Annotated in this window: 17 protein-coding genes and 1 pseudogene; 4 read left to right on the forward strand and 14 right to left on the reverse strand. The window is 66.5% G+C overall.

Annotation, left to right across the window (positions count from 1 at the left end; translation table 11 throughout):
- The 6 genes from PO768_RS06155 to PO768_RS06180 all read right to left on the reverse strand — a co-directional run.
- On the reverse strand, positions 1 to 598 hold a 598-nt coding region (locus PO768_RS06155), incomplete at its 3' end, for an MFS transporter (protein WP_272645350.1).
- Positions 595 to 1,107, reverse strand: coding sequence for a chalcone isomerase family protein (locus PO768_RS06160; RefSeq protein ID WP_269839188.1), 513 nt, complete (start codon positions 1,105 to 1,107; stop codon positions 595 to 597). The genes PO768_RS06160 and PO768_RS06155, both read right to left, overlap by 4 nt.
- A 1-nt stretch (position 1,108) precedes the next feature.
- Positions 1,109 to 2,323 (reverse strand): SAM-dependent methyltransferase, encoded by a 1,215-nt coding sequence (locus tag PO768_RS06165; RefSeq protein ID WP_272645351.1) that lies wholly within the window; start codon positions 2,321 to 2,323, stop codon positions 1,109 to 1,111.
- An 11-nt stretch (positions 2,324 to 2,334) separates the two neighbouring features.
- Entirely contained in the window at positions 2,335 to 3,096 is a 762-nt protein-coding gene (locus tag PO768_RS06170; protein ID WP_137945671.1) for a DUF1365 domain-containing protein, read from the reverse strand.
- Positions 3,093 to 4,409: an NAD(P)/FAD-dependent oxidoreductase gene (locus PO768_RS06175; protein WP_272645404.1), complete on the reverse strand. Its 1,317-nt coding sequence runs from the start codon at positions 4,407 to 4,409 to the stop codon at positions 3,093 to 3,095. The genes PO768_RS06170 and PO768_RS06175 overlap by 4 nt, the downstream gene beginning before the upstream one ends.
- A 415-nt stretch (positions 4,410 to 4,824) precedes the next feature.
- Entirely contained in the window at positions 4,825 to 5,382 is a 558-nt protein-coding gene (locus PO768_RS06180) for a glutathione peroxidase (RefSeq protein ID WP_442953185.1), read from the reverse strand.
- A gap of 114 nt (positions 5,383 to 5,496) precedes the next feature.
- Between PO768_RS06180 and PO768_RS06185 the strand changes: the two genes are divergently transcribed.
- On the forward strand, positions 5,497 to 6,417 hold the full coding sequence (locus PO768_RS06185; RefSeq protein ID WP_272645352.1) for a MerR family transcriptional regulator: 921 nt from the start codon (positions 5,497 to 5,499) through the stop codon (positions 6,415 to 6,417).
- A 29-nt stretch (positions 6,418 to 6,446) separates the two neighbouring features.
- Positions 6,447 to 7,307 (forward strand): ferritin-like domain-containing protein, encoded by an 861-nt coding sequence (locus PO768_RS06190; RefSeq protein WP_272645353.1) that lies wholly within the window; start codon positions 6,447 to 6,449, stop codon positions 7,305 to 7,307.
- 52 nt (positions 7,308 to 7,359) lie between these two features.
- Here the strand turns inward: PO768_RS06190 and PO768_RS06195 are convergent, their stop codons facing one another.
- Genes PO768_RS06195 through PO768_RS06205 form a run of 3 tightly spaced genes read right to left on the reverse strand, consistent with a single transcriptional unit; the run spans position 7,360 to position 9,500 of the window.
- Positions 7,360 to 8,247, reverse strand: coding sequence for a hypothetical protein (locus tag PO768_RS06195; protein WP_272645354.1), 888 nt, complete (start codon positions 8,245 to 8,247; stop codon positions 7,360 to 7,362).
- Between the two features lie 12 nt (positions 8,248 to 8,259).
- Positions 8,260 to 9,150, reverse strand: coding sequence for an ABC transporter ATP-binding protein (locus PO768_RS06200; RefSeq protein ID WP_272645355.1), 891 nt, complete (start codon positions 9,148 to 9,150; stop codon positions 8,260 to 8,262).
- Positions 9,147 to 9,500: a GntR family transcriptional regulator gene (locus PO768_RS06205; RefSeq protein ID WP_272645356.1), complete on the reverse strand. Its 354-nt coding sequence runs from the start codon at positions 9,498 to 9,500 to the stop codon at positions 9,147 to 9,149. The genes PO768_RS06200 and PO768_RS06205 overlap by 4 nt, the downstream gene beginning before the upstream one ends.
- 298 nt (positions 9,501 to 9,798) lie before the next feature.
- Here PO768_RS06205 and PO768_RS06210 point away from each other — a divergent pair.
- Positions 9,799 to 9,906, forward strand: a pseudogene (locus PO768_RS06210) (XRE family transcriptional regulator); the annotation flags it as partial.
- Between the two features lie 252 nt (positions 9,907 to 10,158).
- A complete protein-coding gene (locus PO768_RS06215) occupies positions 10,159 to 12,237 on the forward strand; it encodes a TerD family protein (RefSeq protein WP_272645357.1) in 2,079 nt (692 codons plus the stop codon).
- A gap of 76 nt (positions 12,238 to 12,313) precedes the next feature.
- Here PO768_RS06215 and PO768_RS06220 read toward each other — a convergent pair whose 3' ends face one another.
- The 5 genes from PO768_RS06220 to PO768_RS06240 form a co-directional block, all read right to left on the reverse strand.
- Positions 12,314 to 12,910, reverse strand: coding sequence for a PIN domain-containing protein (locus tag PO768_RS06220; RefSeq protein ID WP_272645358.1), 597 nt, complete (start codon positions 12,908 to 12,910; stop codon positions 12,314 to 12,316).
- A gap of 376 nt (positions 12,911 to 13,286) precedes the next feature.
- Positions 13,287 to 14,036 (reverse strand): PEP-CTERM sorting domain-containing protein, encoded by a 750-nt coding sequence (locus tag PO768_RS06225; RefSeq protein WP_272645359.1) that lies wholly within the window; start codon positions 14,034 to 14,036, stop codon positions 13,287 to 13,289.
- 157 nt (positions 14,037 to 14,193) lie between these two features.
- A complete protein-coding gene (locus PO768_RS06230) occupies positions 14,194 to 14,952 on the reverse strand; it encodes a PEP-CTERM sorting domain-containing protein (RefSeq protein WP_272645360.1) in 759 nt (252 codons plus the stop codon).
- Positions 14,953 to 15,091: 139 nt separating this feature from the next.
- Positions 15,092 to 15,745 carry a glutathione S-transferase gene (locus PO768_RS06235; RefSeq protein ID WP_272645361.1) on the reverse strand — a complete coding sequence of 218 codons (654 nt, stop codon included), beginning with the start codon at positions 15,743 to 15,745 and terminating at the stop codon, positions 15,092 to 15,094.
- Positions 15,746 to 15,825: 80 nt separating this feature from the next.
- Positions 15,826 to 16,725, reverse strand: a complete 900-nt coding sequence (locus PO768_RS06240; RefSeq protein WP_272645362.1) for a DMT family transporter — start codon at positions 16,723 to 16,725, stop codon at positions 15,826 to 15,828.
- Positions 16,726 to 16,730: the final 5 nt, after the last annotated feature.

The raw sequence follows: 16,730 nt of genomic DNA on the forward strand, positions 1-16,730 counted from the left end.
CCTGCTCGGCCGCGCTGCGCTCGCTGGGCCGTGCGCGCGGCGCCCGCCGCAGCAAGGCCAGGCCCAGCAACAGGCCCAGTGCCAGCGCCGCGCTGGTCCAGGCCATGCCGAGCAGCGAGGGCAGCAGGCTGGCGCTGATCACACCGACCAGCGCCAGGCCCTCGCGCCAGGCGACGACGCGGGTCTGCTGCAGGCCGTCGCCGCCCAGCCGCGCGCCCCAGGCCTGGTGCATCACGGCCAGCACGCTATAGCCCAGATAGCTCAGCACCAGCGTCGCCGCGCACCAGCCCAGATAGCCGGCCTGGCTCAGCGTCGGCGGAAAGAACAGCAGCACGAAACCCAGAGCCAGCAGCAGGGCCGCCACCGCCATTGGCGCCAGCGCGCTGCGCCGATTCAGCCAGCGGTCGGCCAGCCGGCCTATCCAGGGGTCGACCAGGGCATCGAACAGCCGGGCGCCCAAGAGCACCGCGCCCAGCGCGGCCAGCGCCACGCCGTACTGCTGCGCATAGTGGGCCGGCAGGGTCACGTACAGCGGCAGCGCGACAAAGGCCAGCGGGAAGCCCAGCGCCCCGTAGCGCAGGCCGTCGAGCGGCTTCATGAGCCGGGCCCTAGCAACCGGCTGCGCAGCGCCGGCTCCGAGGTCTGCGGCGCCAGCCAGATGCCGAAGAACAGGCGGCTGAACAGCGGGTCGGCGATGCGCCGCGACAGCGCGCCGTTGACGAAGAAGTCGGCCCCGACCTCGGGCTCGTGCCGGCCGCTGATGCGGTCGCCGGCCTTGACATCGGGGAAGGCGGCCTCCATCTCGGTCAGCCAGCGCTGGGCCGTGGTGTCGTCGATCGTCTGCTGGCGGCGCATCTCGAGCAGCGAGCGTTTGGCGATCTCGGCACCCTTCAGGCTGCGCGCGTATTGCAGCTCCAGCGCCAGCGGCGCGGTCCACCACTGCGGCCCCGGCCGGCTCGTGGCCCAGAGCCGGATGTCATAGACCAGCAGGCCGAAGAAGCGCATCTGCCCCTGGCCTTGTAGCTTCCAGCCGGGCAGCTCGGCGGGCTGGGCCTGGGCGGCCAGCGGCAGCGCGATCAGGGCCAGTGAGGCAAGGCGGCGGTCCATCTCAGTCCCTGATCAGGGTGAACTGCATCACATCGGTGCTGCCGGTCGCAAAAGCCGCCTCGCAATAGGCGAGGTAGAACTCCCACAAGCGTATGAAGCGGGTGTCGAAGCCCTGCTTGCGCACCTCGGCATCGCGCTGCATGAAGTCTTCGCGCCAGCGCCGCAGCGTCTCGGCATAGTCGGCGCCGAAGGCCAGCTCGTTGACGACGCGCAGCCCCGCCTTGGCCGCCTGGGCGCGGAACTGGCTCGGGCTGGGCAGCATGCCGCCGGGGAAGATGTACTGCTGGATGAAGTCGCTGGAGCGGGTGTAGCGCTCGAACAGATCGTCGCGGATCGTGATGCTCTGGATGCAGGCGCGGCCGCCGGGCTTGAGCTTGTCGTGCACGCATCTGAAGTAGCCCTCCCAGTACTCGCGGCCGACCGCCTCGAACATCTCGATCGAGACGATGGCATCGAAGGCCGGGTCGGCGATGTCGCGATAGTCCTGGAAGCGCAGCTCGGCGGCCAGGCCGGCGCGCTGCAGCCTGTCCTGTCCCCAGGCCAGCTGTTCGCTGGACAGCGTGACGCCGGTCAGCTTCGCGCCGAAGTCACGCGCCGCACACTCGGCCAGCGCGCCCCAGCCGCAGCCGATCTCCAGCACGCGCTGGCCGGACAAGACCTGGCACTCATTGAGCGCGCGGCGCATCTTGGCCTGCTGCGCCTCGGGCAGCGGCCGGCGCCGGTCGCCCTCGAACCAGGCGCTCGAGTAGTTCATCGTCGGGTCCAGCCAGAGCCGGTAGAAATCGTTGCCGAGGTCGTAGTGGGCGTGGATGTTCTTGCGGCTGCCGGCGCGGTTGTTGCGGTTGAGCCAGTGCTTGAGCCGGTAGGCCAGCGCGCCCCACCAGCGACCATAGACCACGGCCTCCAGCGCCTCGCGGTTGCGGATGAAGAGTTCCATCAGCGCGCACAGATCGGGCGTGCTCCAGTGGCCGGCCACATAGCTCTCGGCGAAGCCGATGTCGCCGCTCTTCAGCGCGGCGCCGCAGACGGCCCAGTTGCGGATGCGCAGCGCGGCGCGCGGGCCCTCGGCGCCGCCGAAGTGCGCCGAGCTGCCGTCGGGCAGTTGCACATCCAGGCTGCCGTGCTGCAGCCGGGCCAGCAGCTTGAACACGGTGCGTGCGGCTGCGGGTGCGCTGCCCGGCAGGCTGAACGAGGAGGTGAGCGTGGAGGAGTTCATGGACGGGCTGCTTAGCGGGTCAGAAACCGGGTCGGTGCGGCGGGTTTGCCGAAGAAAGGGGTGCGCTTGAGCCACAGGCGCAAGGCCTGCCAGTGGATGCGGGCCATCAGCATCAGGCTGAAGGCCGGGTGGGCGAAGAAGGCCGCGCGCGCGCTGCAGCGGGTCAGCGGCTGCAGCTGGCCGGAGATGCTGGTTGTCAGCAGCGGCCCCTGCTCGTCCTCATGCGCGATGCGTGCAACCGTGCGCATGCCGGTGTGCAGGAAGCGGAAGCGGTAGCGGCCCGCGACCCGGCAAAAGGGCGAGACATGGAAGACCTTGGCGGCGCTCAGCTCGCGGCCATAGGCCAGCTCGGGCCCGGCCAGCAGATAGCAGTGGCGCTCGCCAAAGGTGTTGTTGACCTCGACGACGATGGCGGCCAGGCTCTCGTCCGCACGGTGGCAGTACCAGAAGCTGACCGGCTTGAAGGCATAGCCCAGCACGCGCGGGAAGCAATGCAGCCAGACCTCGCCATCGGCATCCGTGATGCCCTCGCAGGCCAGCAGCCCATCGAGCCAGGCCAGCGCGTCGGGGCCACCGTCGCCGTGGTCGGCATCGTGAAAGCTCAGCCAGCCCCAGCTGTTGCGGTTCAGCGCCGCGCAGGCCTGCGCGCGCAGCGCGCGCATCGGCAGCATCAGGAAGTAGCTGGCATAGCTGAAGCGGTGCGGCCGCGGGCGCAGTCGGCCGTGGTGCACCGGGCCGTGTGCTATCAGGGCCTGGGTCGGCCAGGTCTTCATGTGCCTGCCCTGGTGGTGGCGGCCCAACTGGCCATCAGGCGCTGCGCCACCGTCAGGCCCGAGAGCAGGCCGTCCTCATGGAATCCGTAACGCGTCCAGGCGCCGCAGAACCACAGCCCGCCCTGACCCTGGATCTCGCCCAGGCGTTGCTGGGCCCGGGTGGCGGCATGGTCGAAGACCGGGTGCGCATAGTCATACTCGCCCAGCACCTGCTCGGCCCGGGGCTCGCGCACCGGATTCAGCGAGACGACCACCGGCTGCTGCCAGGGCAGGGGCTGCAATCGGTTGAGCAGATAGTGCAGGCAGACGGCCTGCTGCTCTTGCCGGCCGCCGCCGTGTTCGTAGTTCCAGGCCGCCCAGGCGCGGCGGCGGCGCGGCAGTAGCGCGGTGTCGGTATGCAGCACAGCGCGGTTGCGGTGATAGCCGATGGCGCCGAGGATCTGGCGCTCGGCCGGCGCGGCCTCGCTCAGCAGGCGCAGCGACTGATCGCTGTGCGTGGCCAGCACCACCGCGTCAAAGCGCTCGCTGCCATGCGCGGTGGCCAGCTGCACACCGCCGTCGGGCAGGCGGCGCACCGCAGTGACGGGCGTGTTGAGGCGGCGGTCGGCGATGCGCGGCAGCAGCCGGTCCACATAGTGGCGGGCGCCGCCGCGCACCGTGAACCATTGCGGCCGGTTCGTCACCTGCAGCAGGCCGTGGTTGTGGCAGAAACGGATCAGCGTGCTGATCGGGAAGCTCAGCATCTGCGCGGTCGGGCAGGACCAGATGCAGGCGACCATGGGCAGCAGATACCAGTCGCGGAACTCGGGGCCGAAACGCTGCTCGTCGAGAAAGGCCGCGATCGGCTGGGCCAGCGCGGCCTCGCTGCCTTGCTCGGCGAGTGCTGTCGTCAGCTGATTGAAGCGCAGCAGGTCCTTGAGCATGCGCCAGAAAGCTGGCCGCGCCAGATTGCGGCGCTGCGCGAACACGGTGTTCAGATTGCTGCCGCTCCACTCGAGATCCTGTTTCGGCAGCTGCACCGAGAAGGACATCTCGCTGGCCGCCGTCTGCACACCCAGCTGCGCGAACAGCTGGATCAGCAGCGGATAGGTGCGCTCGTTGAAGACCAGAAAACCGGTGTCGACCGCGCAGTGCTGCCCCTGCAGCTCGACGTCGACGCTGTGGGTGTGGCCGCCGAAGTAGTCGCCGGCCTCGAACAGGCTCACCTGGGCCTGGCTGCTCAGCGCCCAGGCGGCCGACAGCCCGCTGATGCCCGAGCCGACCACCGCGATGCGTCGCTGCGACCCGGCCGGCGCGGCGCCCGGCTGGCTCAGGCCGGCGAGAAAAGGGGCCAGCGTCTCGGCGTGGGCGGCCGCGCCCAGCGGTTGGCGCCGCAAATGAAGAGGGCTTCCGCCTGCGACGGAAGCCCCGGACATAAAAGAGGTTGCAAGACGCCCCGAAGCCAACGAGGGAGGGAGGGAGGAGGAGGAGAAGGGCTCCGGGATTTCGACCTCTTCGCAGAGGCGATCTTGCGACCTAAATTCTGGTTTGACTTTAGCGCTTTGACGCGCGGCTGAGAACAGTTGTTTTGCAGACTCCTCCAAGACCTGCGGCCACAACGGTGTTGCCAAGCTTTTGTAACCGCTGAACGAGGGCTTGGCGGCGAGTTCCGCTGCACTGTCCCCGGTAGTGGGTACAAGTGCTGCGGGCGATACAACAGTCATGGACATGGGGCGGGTTCCGGCCATTTCAAGGCTTGGCGAGCAGGCGTTCGAGCTCGAGCGTGAAGGGCCGGCTCAGCGGATCGGTGGCCGAGGCATAGCTCAGCACCTCGGCGCCATCACGGGCCACCAGGTATTTGTGGAAGTTCCACTTCGGCGCCTGGCCGCTGCGCTTGGCGAGGTCGAGGATCAGACCGTTGCTGTCGGACTTGCCGGCGCTCAGGCTGGTCTTGCTGAACATCGGGAACTTGACGTTGAAGGTGTTCTCGCAGAACTCGGCGATCTCCTTGTTGCTGCCACCCTCCTGATTGAAGTCATTGGACGGAAAGCCCAGCACCACCAGACCGCGCGGGCCATAGCGCTGCGACAAGGTCTCCAGCGCCTTGTACTGGCCGGTGAAGCCGCAGAAGCTGGCGGTGTTGACCACCAGCAGCACCTTGCCGGCGTACTGGCACAGCGGCTGCGGCTTCTCATCCTGCAGGCGCGGCATCTCGCGCTGCAGCAGGGCCGGGCAGCTCTGGCCCCAGGCGCTGCCCAGGCCCAGCAGCAGGCCGGTGGCGATGGACAATGCGAGTCGTCTGTTCATTGTTTGTCCTAGTCAAATCGACTTGTTACGTCCATACTAAGCCAATATTTTGGTTTTGTCTCATGTTTGTCCAAGACAAATTATTCAATCGCAAGCAAATCCTCGGGATCACGCATGGCTGAGTCGCCGGTCTTGCTGGGCATCACCGCCGTCGAGCGGGATACCGGCATCAGCAAGGACAGCCTGCGCATCTGGGAGCGTCGCTACCAGTTCCCGCAGCCGCTGCGCGATGCGCTGGGCGAGCGCGCCTACCCGCCCGAGCAGGTGGCGAAGCTGCGCCTGATCAAGCGCTTGCTGGACCTGGGCCACCGCGCCGGGCGCCTGGTGCCGGCCGATGTCCTCAGCCTGCAATCGCTGCTTGACCAGGCGCAGCAGCAGGCCCGGCTGGCCGGCCCGGCGGCGGCCGAGCTGCAGCCTTTCATCGATGCCTTGCGAGTTCATGATGTCGACGGCCTGCGCCGCATGCTGGCGCAGGCGCTGCTGCGCTCGGGGCTGGGGGAGGGGGTGGTGTCACTCATCGCCCCCTTGACTACGCAGGTGGGCGAGCTTTGGATGCGCGGCGAGCTGCAGGTGTTTGAGGAACACATCTACAGCGAGTCGGTGCAGCTGGTGCTGCGCCAGGCCATCCAGGCGGTGCCGCAGCTGGCGCGGGCCGAGCGGCCGCGGGTGCTCTTGACCACCTTGCCGGGCGAACAGCACGGCCTGGGCCTGCTGATGGCCGAGGCCCTGCTGGCGCTGGAGGGCTGCCAATGCCTGTCGCTGGGCGTGCAGACGCCGCTGGGCGACATCGTGCTGGCGGCCGCCGCCCACCGCTCGGATATCGTGGCCCTGAGCTTCAGCGGCTATTTGGCGGCCGGCCCGGTGGCCGAGGCGCTGGCCGAGCTGCGCGGGCGCCTGCCGGCCGCGCTCGAGCTCTGGGCCGGCGGCAATAGCGCCGCGCTGCAAAAGCGCAGCCCCCATACTGGGCTGCTGCATATCGCCGATCTCGCGGCCATCGGGCCGCAGGTGCAGCGCTGGCGGGCGGGCCGGGCATAAAATCGGCCCCGACCAACCGAGGACGGATCATGCTTTATCCCGAACTTTTCAAGCAGTTGGAAGCGGTGCGCTGGAATATGGACACGGACATCCCCTGGGACAAGTTCGACACCGAGCGACTCAGCGACGATCAGGCGCGCACCATCAAGATGAACGCGATCACCGAGTGGGCGGCGCTGCCGGCCACCGAGATGTTTCTGCGCGACAACCGTGATGACAGCGACTTCTCGGCCTTCATGAGCGTCTGGTTCTTCGAGGAGCAGAAGCACTCGCTGGTGCTGATGGAGTATCTGCGGCGCTTCCGTCCCGATATGGTGCCCACCGAGGATGAGCTGCACGAGGTGCGCTTCGACTTCGACCCGGCGCCGGCGCTGGAGACGCTGATGCTGCATTTCTGCGGCGAGATCCGGCTGAACCACTGGTACCGGCGCGCGGCCGAGTGGCATACCGAGCCGGTCATCAAGGCGATCTATGAAACCCTGGCGCGTGACGAGGCCCGCCATGGCGGCGCCTATCTGCGCTATATGAAGCGGGCGATGAGCAAGTTCGGCGACGAGGCCCGGGCCGCGTTTGCCAAGGTGGGGGTGTTGATGGCCAGCGCGCGCCGCACGGCCCAGGCCCTGCACCCCTCCAATCTGCGGGTCAACGCCGCGCTGTTCCCGCGCGACACCATTCAGAGCCGCGTGCCCGACCCCGAGTGGCTGGAGCACTGGCTGGACAAGCAGATCCAGTTCGACGCGGTCTGGGAGAACAAGGTGGTGGAGCGCATCCTCCACAATATGAGCCTGCTGATGGAGCGCAGCTTCGCTAGCGTGCAGGAGCTCAACCGCTTCCGCAAGGAGATGGCGGCCAAGGTGGCCGCCGCAGCGGCCGGGCCGCAGACGGCCTGAACTCAGAAAGCCCGCAGCAGCGGGCTTTGTTTTTTTCGCGAGCCGTTCTTGATCAGGGCCGGCTGCGGCGCAGCACCAGCAGCCCGAAGCAGGCCGCCGCCACCAGCAGGCCGCCCAGCAGATGGGGCGACGCCAGGTTCTGCAGCGCCGCCAGCGAGTCCTGCAGCGCCCAGCGGGCCACGCCGCCGCCGAACTCGGCGACGCCGCCGCTCGAGTGGCGCAGCGCGTCGAGTTCGCCCTCGTGGTTGGTGAAGGCCGTCCCCGCACCCTCCGCCTGCGCGCCCAGCAGATTCCAGACGATGGGGTTGCCGTAGACCTTGTTCAGCACATTGCCGCCGATCACGACCGCGGCGATCACCACCGGCACCCCCCAGCGCTTGAGCCAGGCCGAGGCCGCCATCAGGATCATGAACAGCGGGGATAACCACAAGCTCATCAGCACCAGGCCCAGGGCCAGGCGCGCCAGGCCGGCCAGGCCGGCCGCCAGCAGGGCTACCCAGGACACATCGGCCAGCGCAGCGAGGCCGCCCAGCTTGACGACGACGCCGGCCGCAATCACCAGGCCCAGCACGCTGCCCACCAGCAGGGCCAGCAGCGGCAGCAGCAACACATGCATCACCAGGGTCGCGCCTATGCTCTCGCCATGGCCGGCCGGCAGCGAGAGCCAGAACTCGATCGAGCGGTCCTGCCTGTCGCGCCGCGCCAGGCCGGGCAGCTGCAGCATCACCGCGCCCCAGCTGAGGCCGGTGACGGCCACGGCGCACAGGGCGGTGGCCACGGCGGCCAGGGCCAGCGGTGAGAGCTCGGCCATCTCGAGCTCGACCTGGCCGAAGGGCAGCAGGGCCAGAAAGATCGCCGGCGGCAGCAGCATCACCAGCAGCCAGCCCTGGCGGTGCTGCATCCACTCGCGCAGCATCAGGGTTTGAAAGCGTGTCCACATGATTCTTGCTCCTCAGGCTTGGCTGCTGGATGACTGCATTTCGGGCTTGCGCGTCAGCGCCATGAACAGGTCGACCAGGCTGGGCCGAAAGCGCTGGCCCATCGCTTCGAGCTGAGGGGGCGGCGCGCCGTCGAACAGCGCCGCCGGCCGGCCCTGCTGGCGGTAGCGCAGCAGCGGATGGGCGGCGGCCACCGCGTCGGCGGCGGCCGGGTCATGGCTCAGCGCGACAAAGCGCGAGTCCATCTCCTCCAGGCTGATGTTCAGCACCAGCCGGCCCATGTCCAGCATCATCACATCGCTCAGCAGGGTTTCGATCTCCTCGACCTGGTGGGTCGAGATCAGCACGCTGCGCTCGCCGTCACACCACTCGTCGATCAGCATCTCGTAGAAGCTCTTGCGCGACATCACATCCAGGCCCAGCGTCGGCTCGTCGAGGATCATCAGCTTCGTGTCGATCGCCGCGATCAGCGCCAGATGGGCCTGGGTCACCATGCCCTTGGACAGGCTCTTGACCTTGTCGTTCAGGCCCACGCTGGTGCGCTTGAGCAGGGCGCGGGCGCGCTCGGCCGAGAAGCGCGGCTGCAGCCCGCTCATCAAGGTGATCAGCTCGGACACCTTGGCCCAGCGCGGCAGCACGGCCACGTCGGGGATGTAACTCATGTTCTGCAGCAAGGTCTCGCGCTGCCGGCCCGGGTTCAGGCCCAGCACCGTCAGCTCACCTTGCGCCGGCAGCAGGCCCACCAGGGCCTTCATCAGCGAGGTCTTGCCGGCGCCGTTATGGCCCAGCAGGCCGACGACGCGCCCCTTGGGGATCGTGAAGCTGATGTCGTCGATGGCGGTCTTGCTGCCATAGCGCAGGCTCAGTCCGCGCGCCTCGACGAGGGGGTTGTTGTGATCGCTCATTGCTGTTCTTCCCAGTTCAGATCCTTGGCGCTCAGGCCCAGGCGGCGCAGTTTGGCACGCAGAGCCGGCCACTCCTGCTGCAGAAACTGCTCGCGCTCGCTTTTCAGCAGGCGTGACCGGGCTCCGGGCTGCACATACATGCCCAGGCCGCGGCGCGGCTCGACCAGGCCGTTGTCCACCAACGCCTGCAAGGCCCGGCTGACGGTCAGCGGATTGATCAGGTACTGGCTGGCCAGCGCCCTCACCGAGGGCAGGGCCTCACCCTCGGGCGGGCTGCCGTCCAGCAGCTGCACCGCCAGACGGTCGGCGAGCTGTTGGTAAATCGGGCTTGAATCGTTCCAGCGCTGCATGGCGTGGGCCTTGTGTGTTGCTGATGTAGCACACCATAACAAGAGCCCAGCTGTCGCCCTAGTGCGGGCCGACAGACTGCAGCAGCGGCAGGATGAACTGCAGGGCCCGGCGACCTCCCGGTGCCGGGTGTCGGTTTGCGCTGAGTTTGGAACTGTTTGCGCTTAAGTTGGCGCTCCGCAGAAGACCGCTTTGGGCCGCGTGCGGCCTTCTGGATTGTGCTGTCGGGGCTTTCTACGATGAGCGATGCCCCTTTGACTGTGGCAGGCGTAAGTCGGTACCGCAATGAGCCAAGCGTAGGCCGCCAGGCTCTTCGGGGTGACTCAGCCGCGTATCTCTGAACTGATGCTCGGCAGGATCCACCTGTTTGGCCTCGATGCGTTGGTCAACATGGCTACGGCGGCGTGATTTCGCATCGAGATGCGAGTGCTCGAAGCGACCTGATTTCTCGAAGCTCGCAATCCATGGCCGTTTGAACTGAATTGCCCTGGTTCAGTAGATAGCCGAGGCGCGATACCCGACGAGAGGCGCGGACAGAGGGCGGTATGATTCCAATGCGGCTATGGGGGTCCTTCCTTCTAAAACCTCTGAACCTAGGGCCCCCGCTTCCCGCTCATCGCCTGCCTTTGAGCAGGCGATCTTGTTTCCAGGGACGGAACGATGAACGAAATCTACCTGCGCCGCCGCTCGCGGCTGCATGTGCGCCCCGGTACGGGCGGCGCCACACTGCAACAGATTGCCACGATGCTCAAGGAGATCGAGGTGCTGGGATTTGTGTTGGCCGATGAAGTGGTCTCGCGCCTGTCTACCCTTTCGCCCGAGGAAGCGGCGCGAATGTTGCGTGGTATCACTCAGGATATCCGTAAGCTCCTGGGGGCGCACCGTCAGCACGAGCCGTTGTATCCCGGGTTCCCCGCGCAGGTGATGGCGATGACAGAAGCCGAGCTCTATTTGAGCGCGCTGAGTCACTACGTGAGCCTGCGACGCATGCCAGCAACGGACGGACAACGCCCGCCGCTGCTGCACAACCGCGCCCCGCTGATCGTTGAACTGGGATCGGTGGAGGACTTCGAAGCCATCTGTACGCGGCTGGCGGGAGCGGGTGCATCGCTGTCCGCGCAAGATCAAGCTGACCTGACTTGGTTTGTGCGACAGTACCGCGCCGACGTGTTCCGCCTTCTGCCGGCCAAGTTCCCGTTCAAGGAGAATCTGGCGCTCATTGGTGCCCAACTGATGCTGCATGTGGGCGACGACGAGCGCACACAGCATTTTGTCGAAACACATTTCCGCACGGGAACGGACGTGCTGCGCCTGGCCGTGGGCCTGTCGGGTGGTGATGTGTCGCTGGCTGCATCTACGCGCTTCGCCCGGTTCCCGCGTCGCCAGCGCCGGCTGCTGCTGGCTTTGATGGAGGGCTGTGTTGGCCTGACAGAAGACATGCGCCGTCGGGCGGAGCCATTCAAGCGCCTAGGCGAGCGACTGCACCCGGGGGAGCATGCCGAGCGCTACCCGAAGACTGCCGCTGCGTTTGCCGTGATTCGCGATGGTCAGCCCTTCACGAGCTTCAACAGCCGTGTGGAACAGGCCTTGGCCGTGGGCGATGTTGCCGGCGCGGCGCAGGCCTTGCAGGCGCGTCCCGGCGAGTACGCCCGCCGGCTGGATTTGCTGTTGCGCAAGAGCGGCCATCCCGAGGCGTTGCTGAGCCGCTTTGCCGAGTTGGCGCCACGCGTATCAACCGCCGTGCTGCTGCAAGTGCTGGCGCACTTCAAGGCGCGCGCTGAGCAAGGGCGGCTGCGTGTCTTCTTTCCGAAGGGCGAAATTGCTAACGTGTTCGCCCTTAGTGACCATCGCGTTGCCATCGACGCGCGCGTCGCACAACAGGTGGTGCAGGGCTGCGAAGCAGCGTTGCTGGCACGCTTCGCGCAGTTGCCATCGCTGGGGCGCTGCTACGTGGACCCCGCATTGGCGAGCTACGTGGTGCCGCTGGCGCAGCGTGCTGCGTCCAAGACGCTGCGCACCTTCGCGCGTGGCAGCCGCATCCCGATGCCCGAGGTTGGCTTCGTCAGGCTCTTCCTTTGGTGGATGAACGGCCGTTCGCGGGTGGACATCGACCTCTCCGTGGTGCTGTACGGTGATGACTACCGCTACGTTGACACCATCGCGTTCTACAACCTGCGCAGCTGGGGGGCTTACCACAGCGGCGATATCGTCGATGCGCCGAAGGGCGCGGCTGAGTTCATCGATCTGGACCTGCAAATGCTACGTGCCCGTGGCGTGCGGTTCGTGATGATGAGCGTCAACAGCTACTCGGGCCAAGCCTATTGCGACCTGCCGGAATGCTTCGCTGGCTGGATGTCGCGTACGGACCTGAACTCAGGCGAGCCCTTCGAGGCTCGTACCGTGGTGGACCGGGTAGACCTAGCTTCCGACGCTCACATCAGTCTGCCGCTGGTGCTGGACCTGCAGCGTCGCGAAGTGCTTTGGGCAGATATAGCGCTGAGGGAGCACCCGCGCTTTGCCAATAGCGTTGCGGGCAACCTGGCTGGGGTGTCGCTGATGCTGCGCGCGCTGCATGAAATGGTGAAGCCCGACTTGCACACGCTCATGTCGCTGCACGCGCGTGCCCGCGGCTCGCTGGTGGACGACCCGACGAAGGCCGAAACGCGCTTCGGCACAGCTCGCGACTCCACAGTTACGCCGCTGGATGGTGATGCGATACGCGCCTACTACCTGCAGTAGCGGTAGCCATTGCGGTGGACCACACTACTCGTATCCAGAATTCAGTGGCCAAGGCTACGCAAACCAGGGTGTACTGTCAGTCGGGCAACCCATAGACGACCTTTGTGCCATCGACGGCTAGTACTCCGTGCTCGGCCAGCACGCCAATCAGGGTCATCACTTCCGACTCGTCCAATTTAGGCTGGAAGAGCGCGCTGATCGAGCCCCTGAGCGTCTTCAGCGAGGCAGGACGCTGAACGCCACGATTGATCAGGTACTCCATAGCGCGCGAAAGCTTCTCCTCTTTGGGGACATGCGGCGACGGCTTGATGAGGGGGATGTCGGCGACTGACTTGTGACGTTGGACCTTCATCCCGCGGTCCCGTAGGTGCTCCAGCAGCCTATCCATGCCGCCGTCGCCGGTCACCACGTGCAAGAAACTCTCTGGATCCTTGGCGACGAGCTCGCCCAGGTAGAACGACATGTGGAAGTCCAGCACATTGGGCCCGCTGGCGCTCATCTTGATGACCTTCGCGTCGGAGCCCTTCTTCTGAACTAGCTCAATCAGGTCGAACTTGACCTTGTTTTGCTGGGCACCGACAAATATCCAGACCTTGAAGACGGGTTGTGCGAGAAGGCGGGCTACATCGGGCTGGATGTTCTCGTAGTCAATCAGGACGTGGTTGTTCTTCATCATGACCATCATTGCACCGCCGGTGCGCTCCCTGAAGTTGTAGCTCGTTACCGACGCCCCTGGACTTTCGCCGGTCCAAGGTCATTCTCGTCTGGGGAGGGAGCACATCGTTGCGGCGCAACTCCGAGGCCATGTGTGGCTGGATGCACGGCCCGAGGCTGTTGCCGTCGTTCCGAGGGGCATGCTGGTCTGCGCCGACGTTCCGAACTCGCCAGCAACGCCGATCGAAAGTTCAAACTACAGCGAGACAAGAGCCCGTGAATTCAAACTTCAGTGAGACACGGATTCAGACTGCGGCGAGATAAACCGCGCCAAGCGATTGATGGTCAACAGGGCCCGGTTCAACATTCAGCGCAACCCGACAGCTGCGGCGTGTTTAGGCTTGGCGCTTTCTGCGCCGCTGAGCCGCGCCGACGATGAGCAGCAATCCTGCGCTCATCAGACCCCAGGTGGAAGGTTCTGGCACAGCGGTGACGGTGCGCACGAAGGCGCAATCCGGCTGGGCTGCTGGGCAGATGGAGGTCAATGGGACCGTAGCGCGCAGAGCGTTACCGCCTTGGTCGTACCCGGCGACATGCAGTCGGATATCAGCGCTGCTCAGTCGATACTGCCCTGGAGTCACTGCGCTGCCCGGGACGAATCGATAGCGATAGAAGTCAATGAACTCGACCTGCCGCAAAGACATTTGCGGCAGGTCGAGGATGCCAAGACGGGCAGGATCGCCGTCACCGCCAAAGTGCCATTCGGTCCGATACGGATTTGGTTCTCCAAGACCACAGGACGCATCGAAACTGTTGTAGCAGCGAAGGCTGGAACCGTACCGAGTCTGACTCCAGTCAATACTCGCGAATGCTGCCTGATGGCCCTGGCCGTCATCATCAATGTGCGTGCCCAGCGGCAGGTCGCTCAGACTCAGGTAATTCGCCGGATCTAGTGACATGCCCGCCTGCCCAGGTGCCAGCGACAGGCGCAAGCCGACATCGATGCTGTCCAGGGTGGTGGCCGTGCCGGTCCTCTGCACCCAGTCCAACTGGAAGCTGGGCAATTGCGCCACGGCGGTGGCGCTCGCCAGGAGCAGCCCGCAGGCTGCCAGCAGGCGCGTGAGCGCCTGGGTTTTTTGGATCATCGCTTTCCTCCCTGTTGTCGACGTGGTAGCGGCGCCCCTGGTTTTCTTGTCGGGCGCTGCGGCGGCAGTTTAGGGGGCGAAGATCGAGTGGCCGGCACCCTGAATGAGGGCCGTGCAAACCCTTGCCAGGTGGCGCAGGTTTGCACTGAAGCGCGTGTCAGCCGCGACGGCGGCGTGCGACGAAGCCGATCGCGCCCAGGCCGGCCAGCAGCAGCGCGTAGCTGCTTGGCTCGGGCACCGGGGCCAAGGTGGCGTTCAGGCTGAAGTTGTCGACGGCCAGGCCGTCGTCGGCGCCGCTGGCGTTGAAGTCGGTCCAGCGCAGCCACACGGTGGCACCCTGGGCCAGGCTCAGGCCGCTCAGGCTGCCGGAGACGGCGGCGCTGTTGCTGTTGCCGTTCAGGGCGCGGGCGCTGCCGGTGGTGACGACGGAGCCGAAGTCCAGCGCGCTGACGCTGGTCCAGTTGCCGGTGTTCAGCGAGCTGGCGTCGGTGCTGTACTGAAACTGCAGGCGGTCGGCGCGGCCGGTGGTGCCCAGGCGCCATTGCTCGCCGGTGTAGCTGATCGCCAGGCTGTCGATCGCGCGGCTGGCTTGGTTGGTGAAGGAGGCGCCGAACACCGTCAGCAGATTGCCGGATTGCAGGCTGCCCAGCGCGCGGTCGCTGCTGCCGGCGCTGCCGAAGCTGTAGGTGTTGCCGGCATTGCTGCCGCCATCACCGACGCCGTAGCTGGCATTGGCGTTGGCAAGGGTCTCGGCAAAGGCCCAGCCTGTCGGCAGTGCGGTGCCGGTGCTGCCGCTGCTGGCCAGGCTGTCGAAGTTCTGCTGATAGCTCAGAGCGCCTTCGCCCAGCTCGATGGCTGCGTTGGCGGACAGGCTGGCGGCGCCCAGGGCGACGATGGCGAGGAATTGTTTGGACACTGTGGGTTCTCCCGGATTGGATGGGCTGATGGATGCTGTCTGGCAGCATGGCGCCATCCTTCAGCAAGACCGTGAATCCTGCGTGTCACCGGGGCATGGCCGAACGGACTCCCCCGCGATTGCAGGGGGAGGGCAGGTTTCAGGCCTTGGCGAAGCGATCCTGGTCGGCCTTGCGGTCGGCCGCCACTTTCTGCGCGCTGGGGCGCTCGCCGATCCGCTTGATATAGGGCTTCCAGTCGACGCCGCCGGCCGCCAGCAGGTCCTCGCCCAGCACCGCCTTGGAGGCCATCGCGACCAGGGGCAGGCTGACCCAGGCGGCGCAGTCGGCCTGCGTGAAGCTTTCGCCGGCGATAAAGGGCGAGAACTTCGCCAGGCGCTTGAAACCGGCGATGTTCTTTTCCAGCAGCTTGCGGGCACGGGTCTGCGTGCCCTCGCTGACCGTGCCGCCGAAAAAGGCTTGCGGGTAGAGCTCGCGCGCCACCAGCTCCAGATGCAGCTCGACAAAGGTCACCAGCTCGCGCACCTTGGCCGCCTCGAAGGGGTCGGCCGGCAGCAGGGCCGGGGTCGGCTGGAGGGCTTCAAGATAGTCCATGATGACCTGGCTCTCGCACAGCGCGCCCTGCGGCGTGCGGATGAAGGGCACCTTGCCCAGCGGCGTGCAGCTCAGCACCGCCTCATCGGCCGAGTTGGTCATTACCAGCTCTTCCTCGAAGGGGATGCCTTTCTCCAGCAGGGCCAGCTTGACCTTGTTGTAATAGTTGGACAGCGAGAAGCCGCACAGCGTGATCGTCATGGTTTGTCTCCGGCAGGTCTGGGGGTGGCGGCAGTCTAAGCGGGCCGCCGGGCAGCGACTGCCGCGCTGGAGACAGACGACTATTTTCTGTTGACCAGGGCCACGCCGGCCGTCAGCGCCACCAAGGCCACGCCCAGGCGCAGGCTGATGCTCTCGCCCAGCAAGAGCGCGCCGGCCAGCAGACCGAACAGCGGCGTCGACAGCGTGAAGCTGGCCAGCCGGGTGGCCGGATAGTGGCGCACCAGCCAGAACCACATCAGATAGCTGGCAAAGCTGACGACCACGGTCTGGAACAGCATCAGGCCCGAGAGCCGCATCGACCATTGCAGCGGCAGCGTCTCGCCGATCAATGCCGCCGCCGCGACCAGGCCCAGACCCGAGACGCCCAGCTGGTAGAACAAGGTCTTCTCGGCGCTGGCCGCCGACAGCTTGGTCGCCCGTATCGCCAGGGTCGTGCCGCCCCAGAGCAAGGCGGCCAGCAGGCCCAGCGCATCACCCAGCCATTGGCGGCCGGAGTCGCTGGTCTGGCCGAAGCCTTCCGCAAAAGCCCAGGCCACCGCCGCGAAGGCCAAGAGCAGGCCGGCGCTCTGGCGCAGGCTCAGCCGCTCCGACTTGGCGATGAAGGGCATGCCCAGCGCGACGACAAAGGGGCTCAGATAGATGAAGACCACCATGCGCGAGGCGCTGGTGTACTGCAGGCCGGCGAAGATGCAGGCGAACTCCAGGCCGAACAGCCCGCCGGCCAGCAGGCCGCCGGCCAGCGTGCCGTCGCGCTCGAACAGCTTGATGCCGCGCGTTGTCGCCCAGGCCCACACCAGCAGGGCCGCGCCCAGCGAGCGCAGCCCCGCCTGCCACAGCGGCGAGATCTCGCTCAGCGCCGCCTTCACCGCCACCTGGTTCAGCCCCCACAGCAGGCAGCAGACCAGCAGGCTGCTGACGGCCAGGGTGTCGAGATGGGTTTTGCGCTGTGTGGGGTTCATGCCTT

Origin of the sequence: Paucibacter sp. XJ19-41 (genome assembly GCF_028462495.1) — a bacterium.
Lineage (GTDB): Bacteria > Pseudomonadota > Gammaproteobacteria > Burkholderiales > Burkholderiaceae_C > Roseateles_E.

Bases quoted from the DNA above. Each gene is read 5' to 3' on its own strand.
- PO768_RS06215 (WP_272645357.1), top strand. From the start codon at position 10,159: ATGAACGAAATCTACCTGCGCCGCCGCTCGCGGCTGCATGTGCGCCCC.
- PO768_RS06240 (WP_272645362.1), bottom strand. From the start codon at position 16,725: ATGAACCCCACACAGCGCAAAACCCATCTCGACACCCTGGCCGTCAGC.
- PO768_RS06220 (WP_272645358.1), bottom strand. From the start codon at position 12,910: ATGAAGAACAACCACGTCCTGATTGACTACGAGAACATCCAGCCCGAT.
- PO768_RS06235 (WP_272645361.1), bottom strand. From the start codon at position 15,745: ATGACGATCACGCTGTGCGGCTTCTCGCTGTCCAACTATTACAACAAG.
- PO768_RS06185 (WP_272645352.1), top strand. From the start codon at position 5,497: ATGGCTGAGTCGCCGGTCTTGCTGGGCATCACCGCCGTCGAGCGGGAT.
- PO768_RS06200 (WP_272645355.1), bottom strand. From the start codon at position 9,150: ATGAGCGATCACAACAACCCCCTCGTCGAGGCGCGCGGACTGAGCCTG.
- PO768_RS06165 (WP_272645351.1), bottom strand. From the start codon at position 2,323: ATGAACTCCTCCACGCTCACCTCCTCGTTCAGCCTGCCGGGCAGCGCA.
- PO768_RS06195 (WP_272645354.1), bottom strand. From the start codon at position 8,247: ATGTGGACACGCTTTCAAACCCTGATGCTGCGCGAGTGGATGCAGCAC.
- PO768_RS06160 (WP_269839188.1), bottom strand. From the start codon at position 1,107: ATGGACCGCCGCCTTGCCTCACTGGCCCTGATCGCGCTGCCGCTGGCC.
- PO768_RS06170 (WP_137945671.1), bottom strand. From the start codon at position 3,096: ATGAAGACCTGGCCGACCCAGGCCCTGATAGCACACGGCCCGGTGCAC.
- PO768_RS06190 (WP_272645353.1), top strand. From the start codon at position 6,447: ATGCTTTATCCCGAACTTTTCAAGCAGTTGGAAGCGGTGCGCTGGAAT.
- PO768_RS06205 (WP_272645356.1), bottom strand. From the start codon at position 9,500: ATGCAGCGCTGGAACGATTCAAGCCCGATTTACCAACAGCTCGCCGAC.
- PO768_RS06225 (WP_272645359.1), bottom strand. From the start codon at position 14,036: ATGATCCAAAAAACCCAGGCGCTCACGCGCCTGCTGGCAGCCTGCGGG.
- PO768_RS06180 (WP_442953185.1), bottom strand. From the start codon at position 5,382: ATGAACAGACGACTCGCATTGTCCATCGCCACCGGCCTGCTGCTGGGC.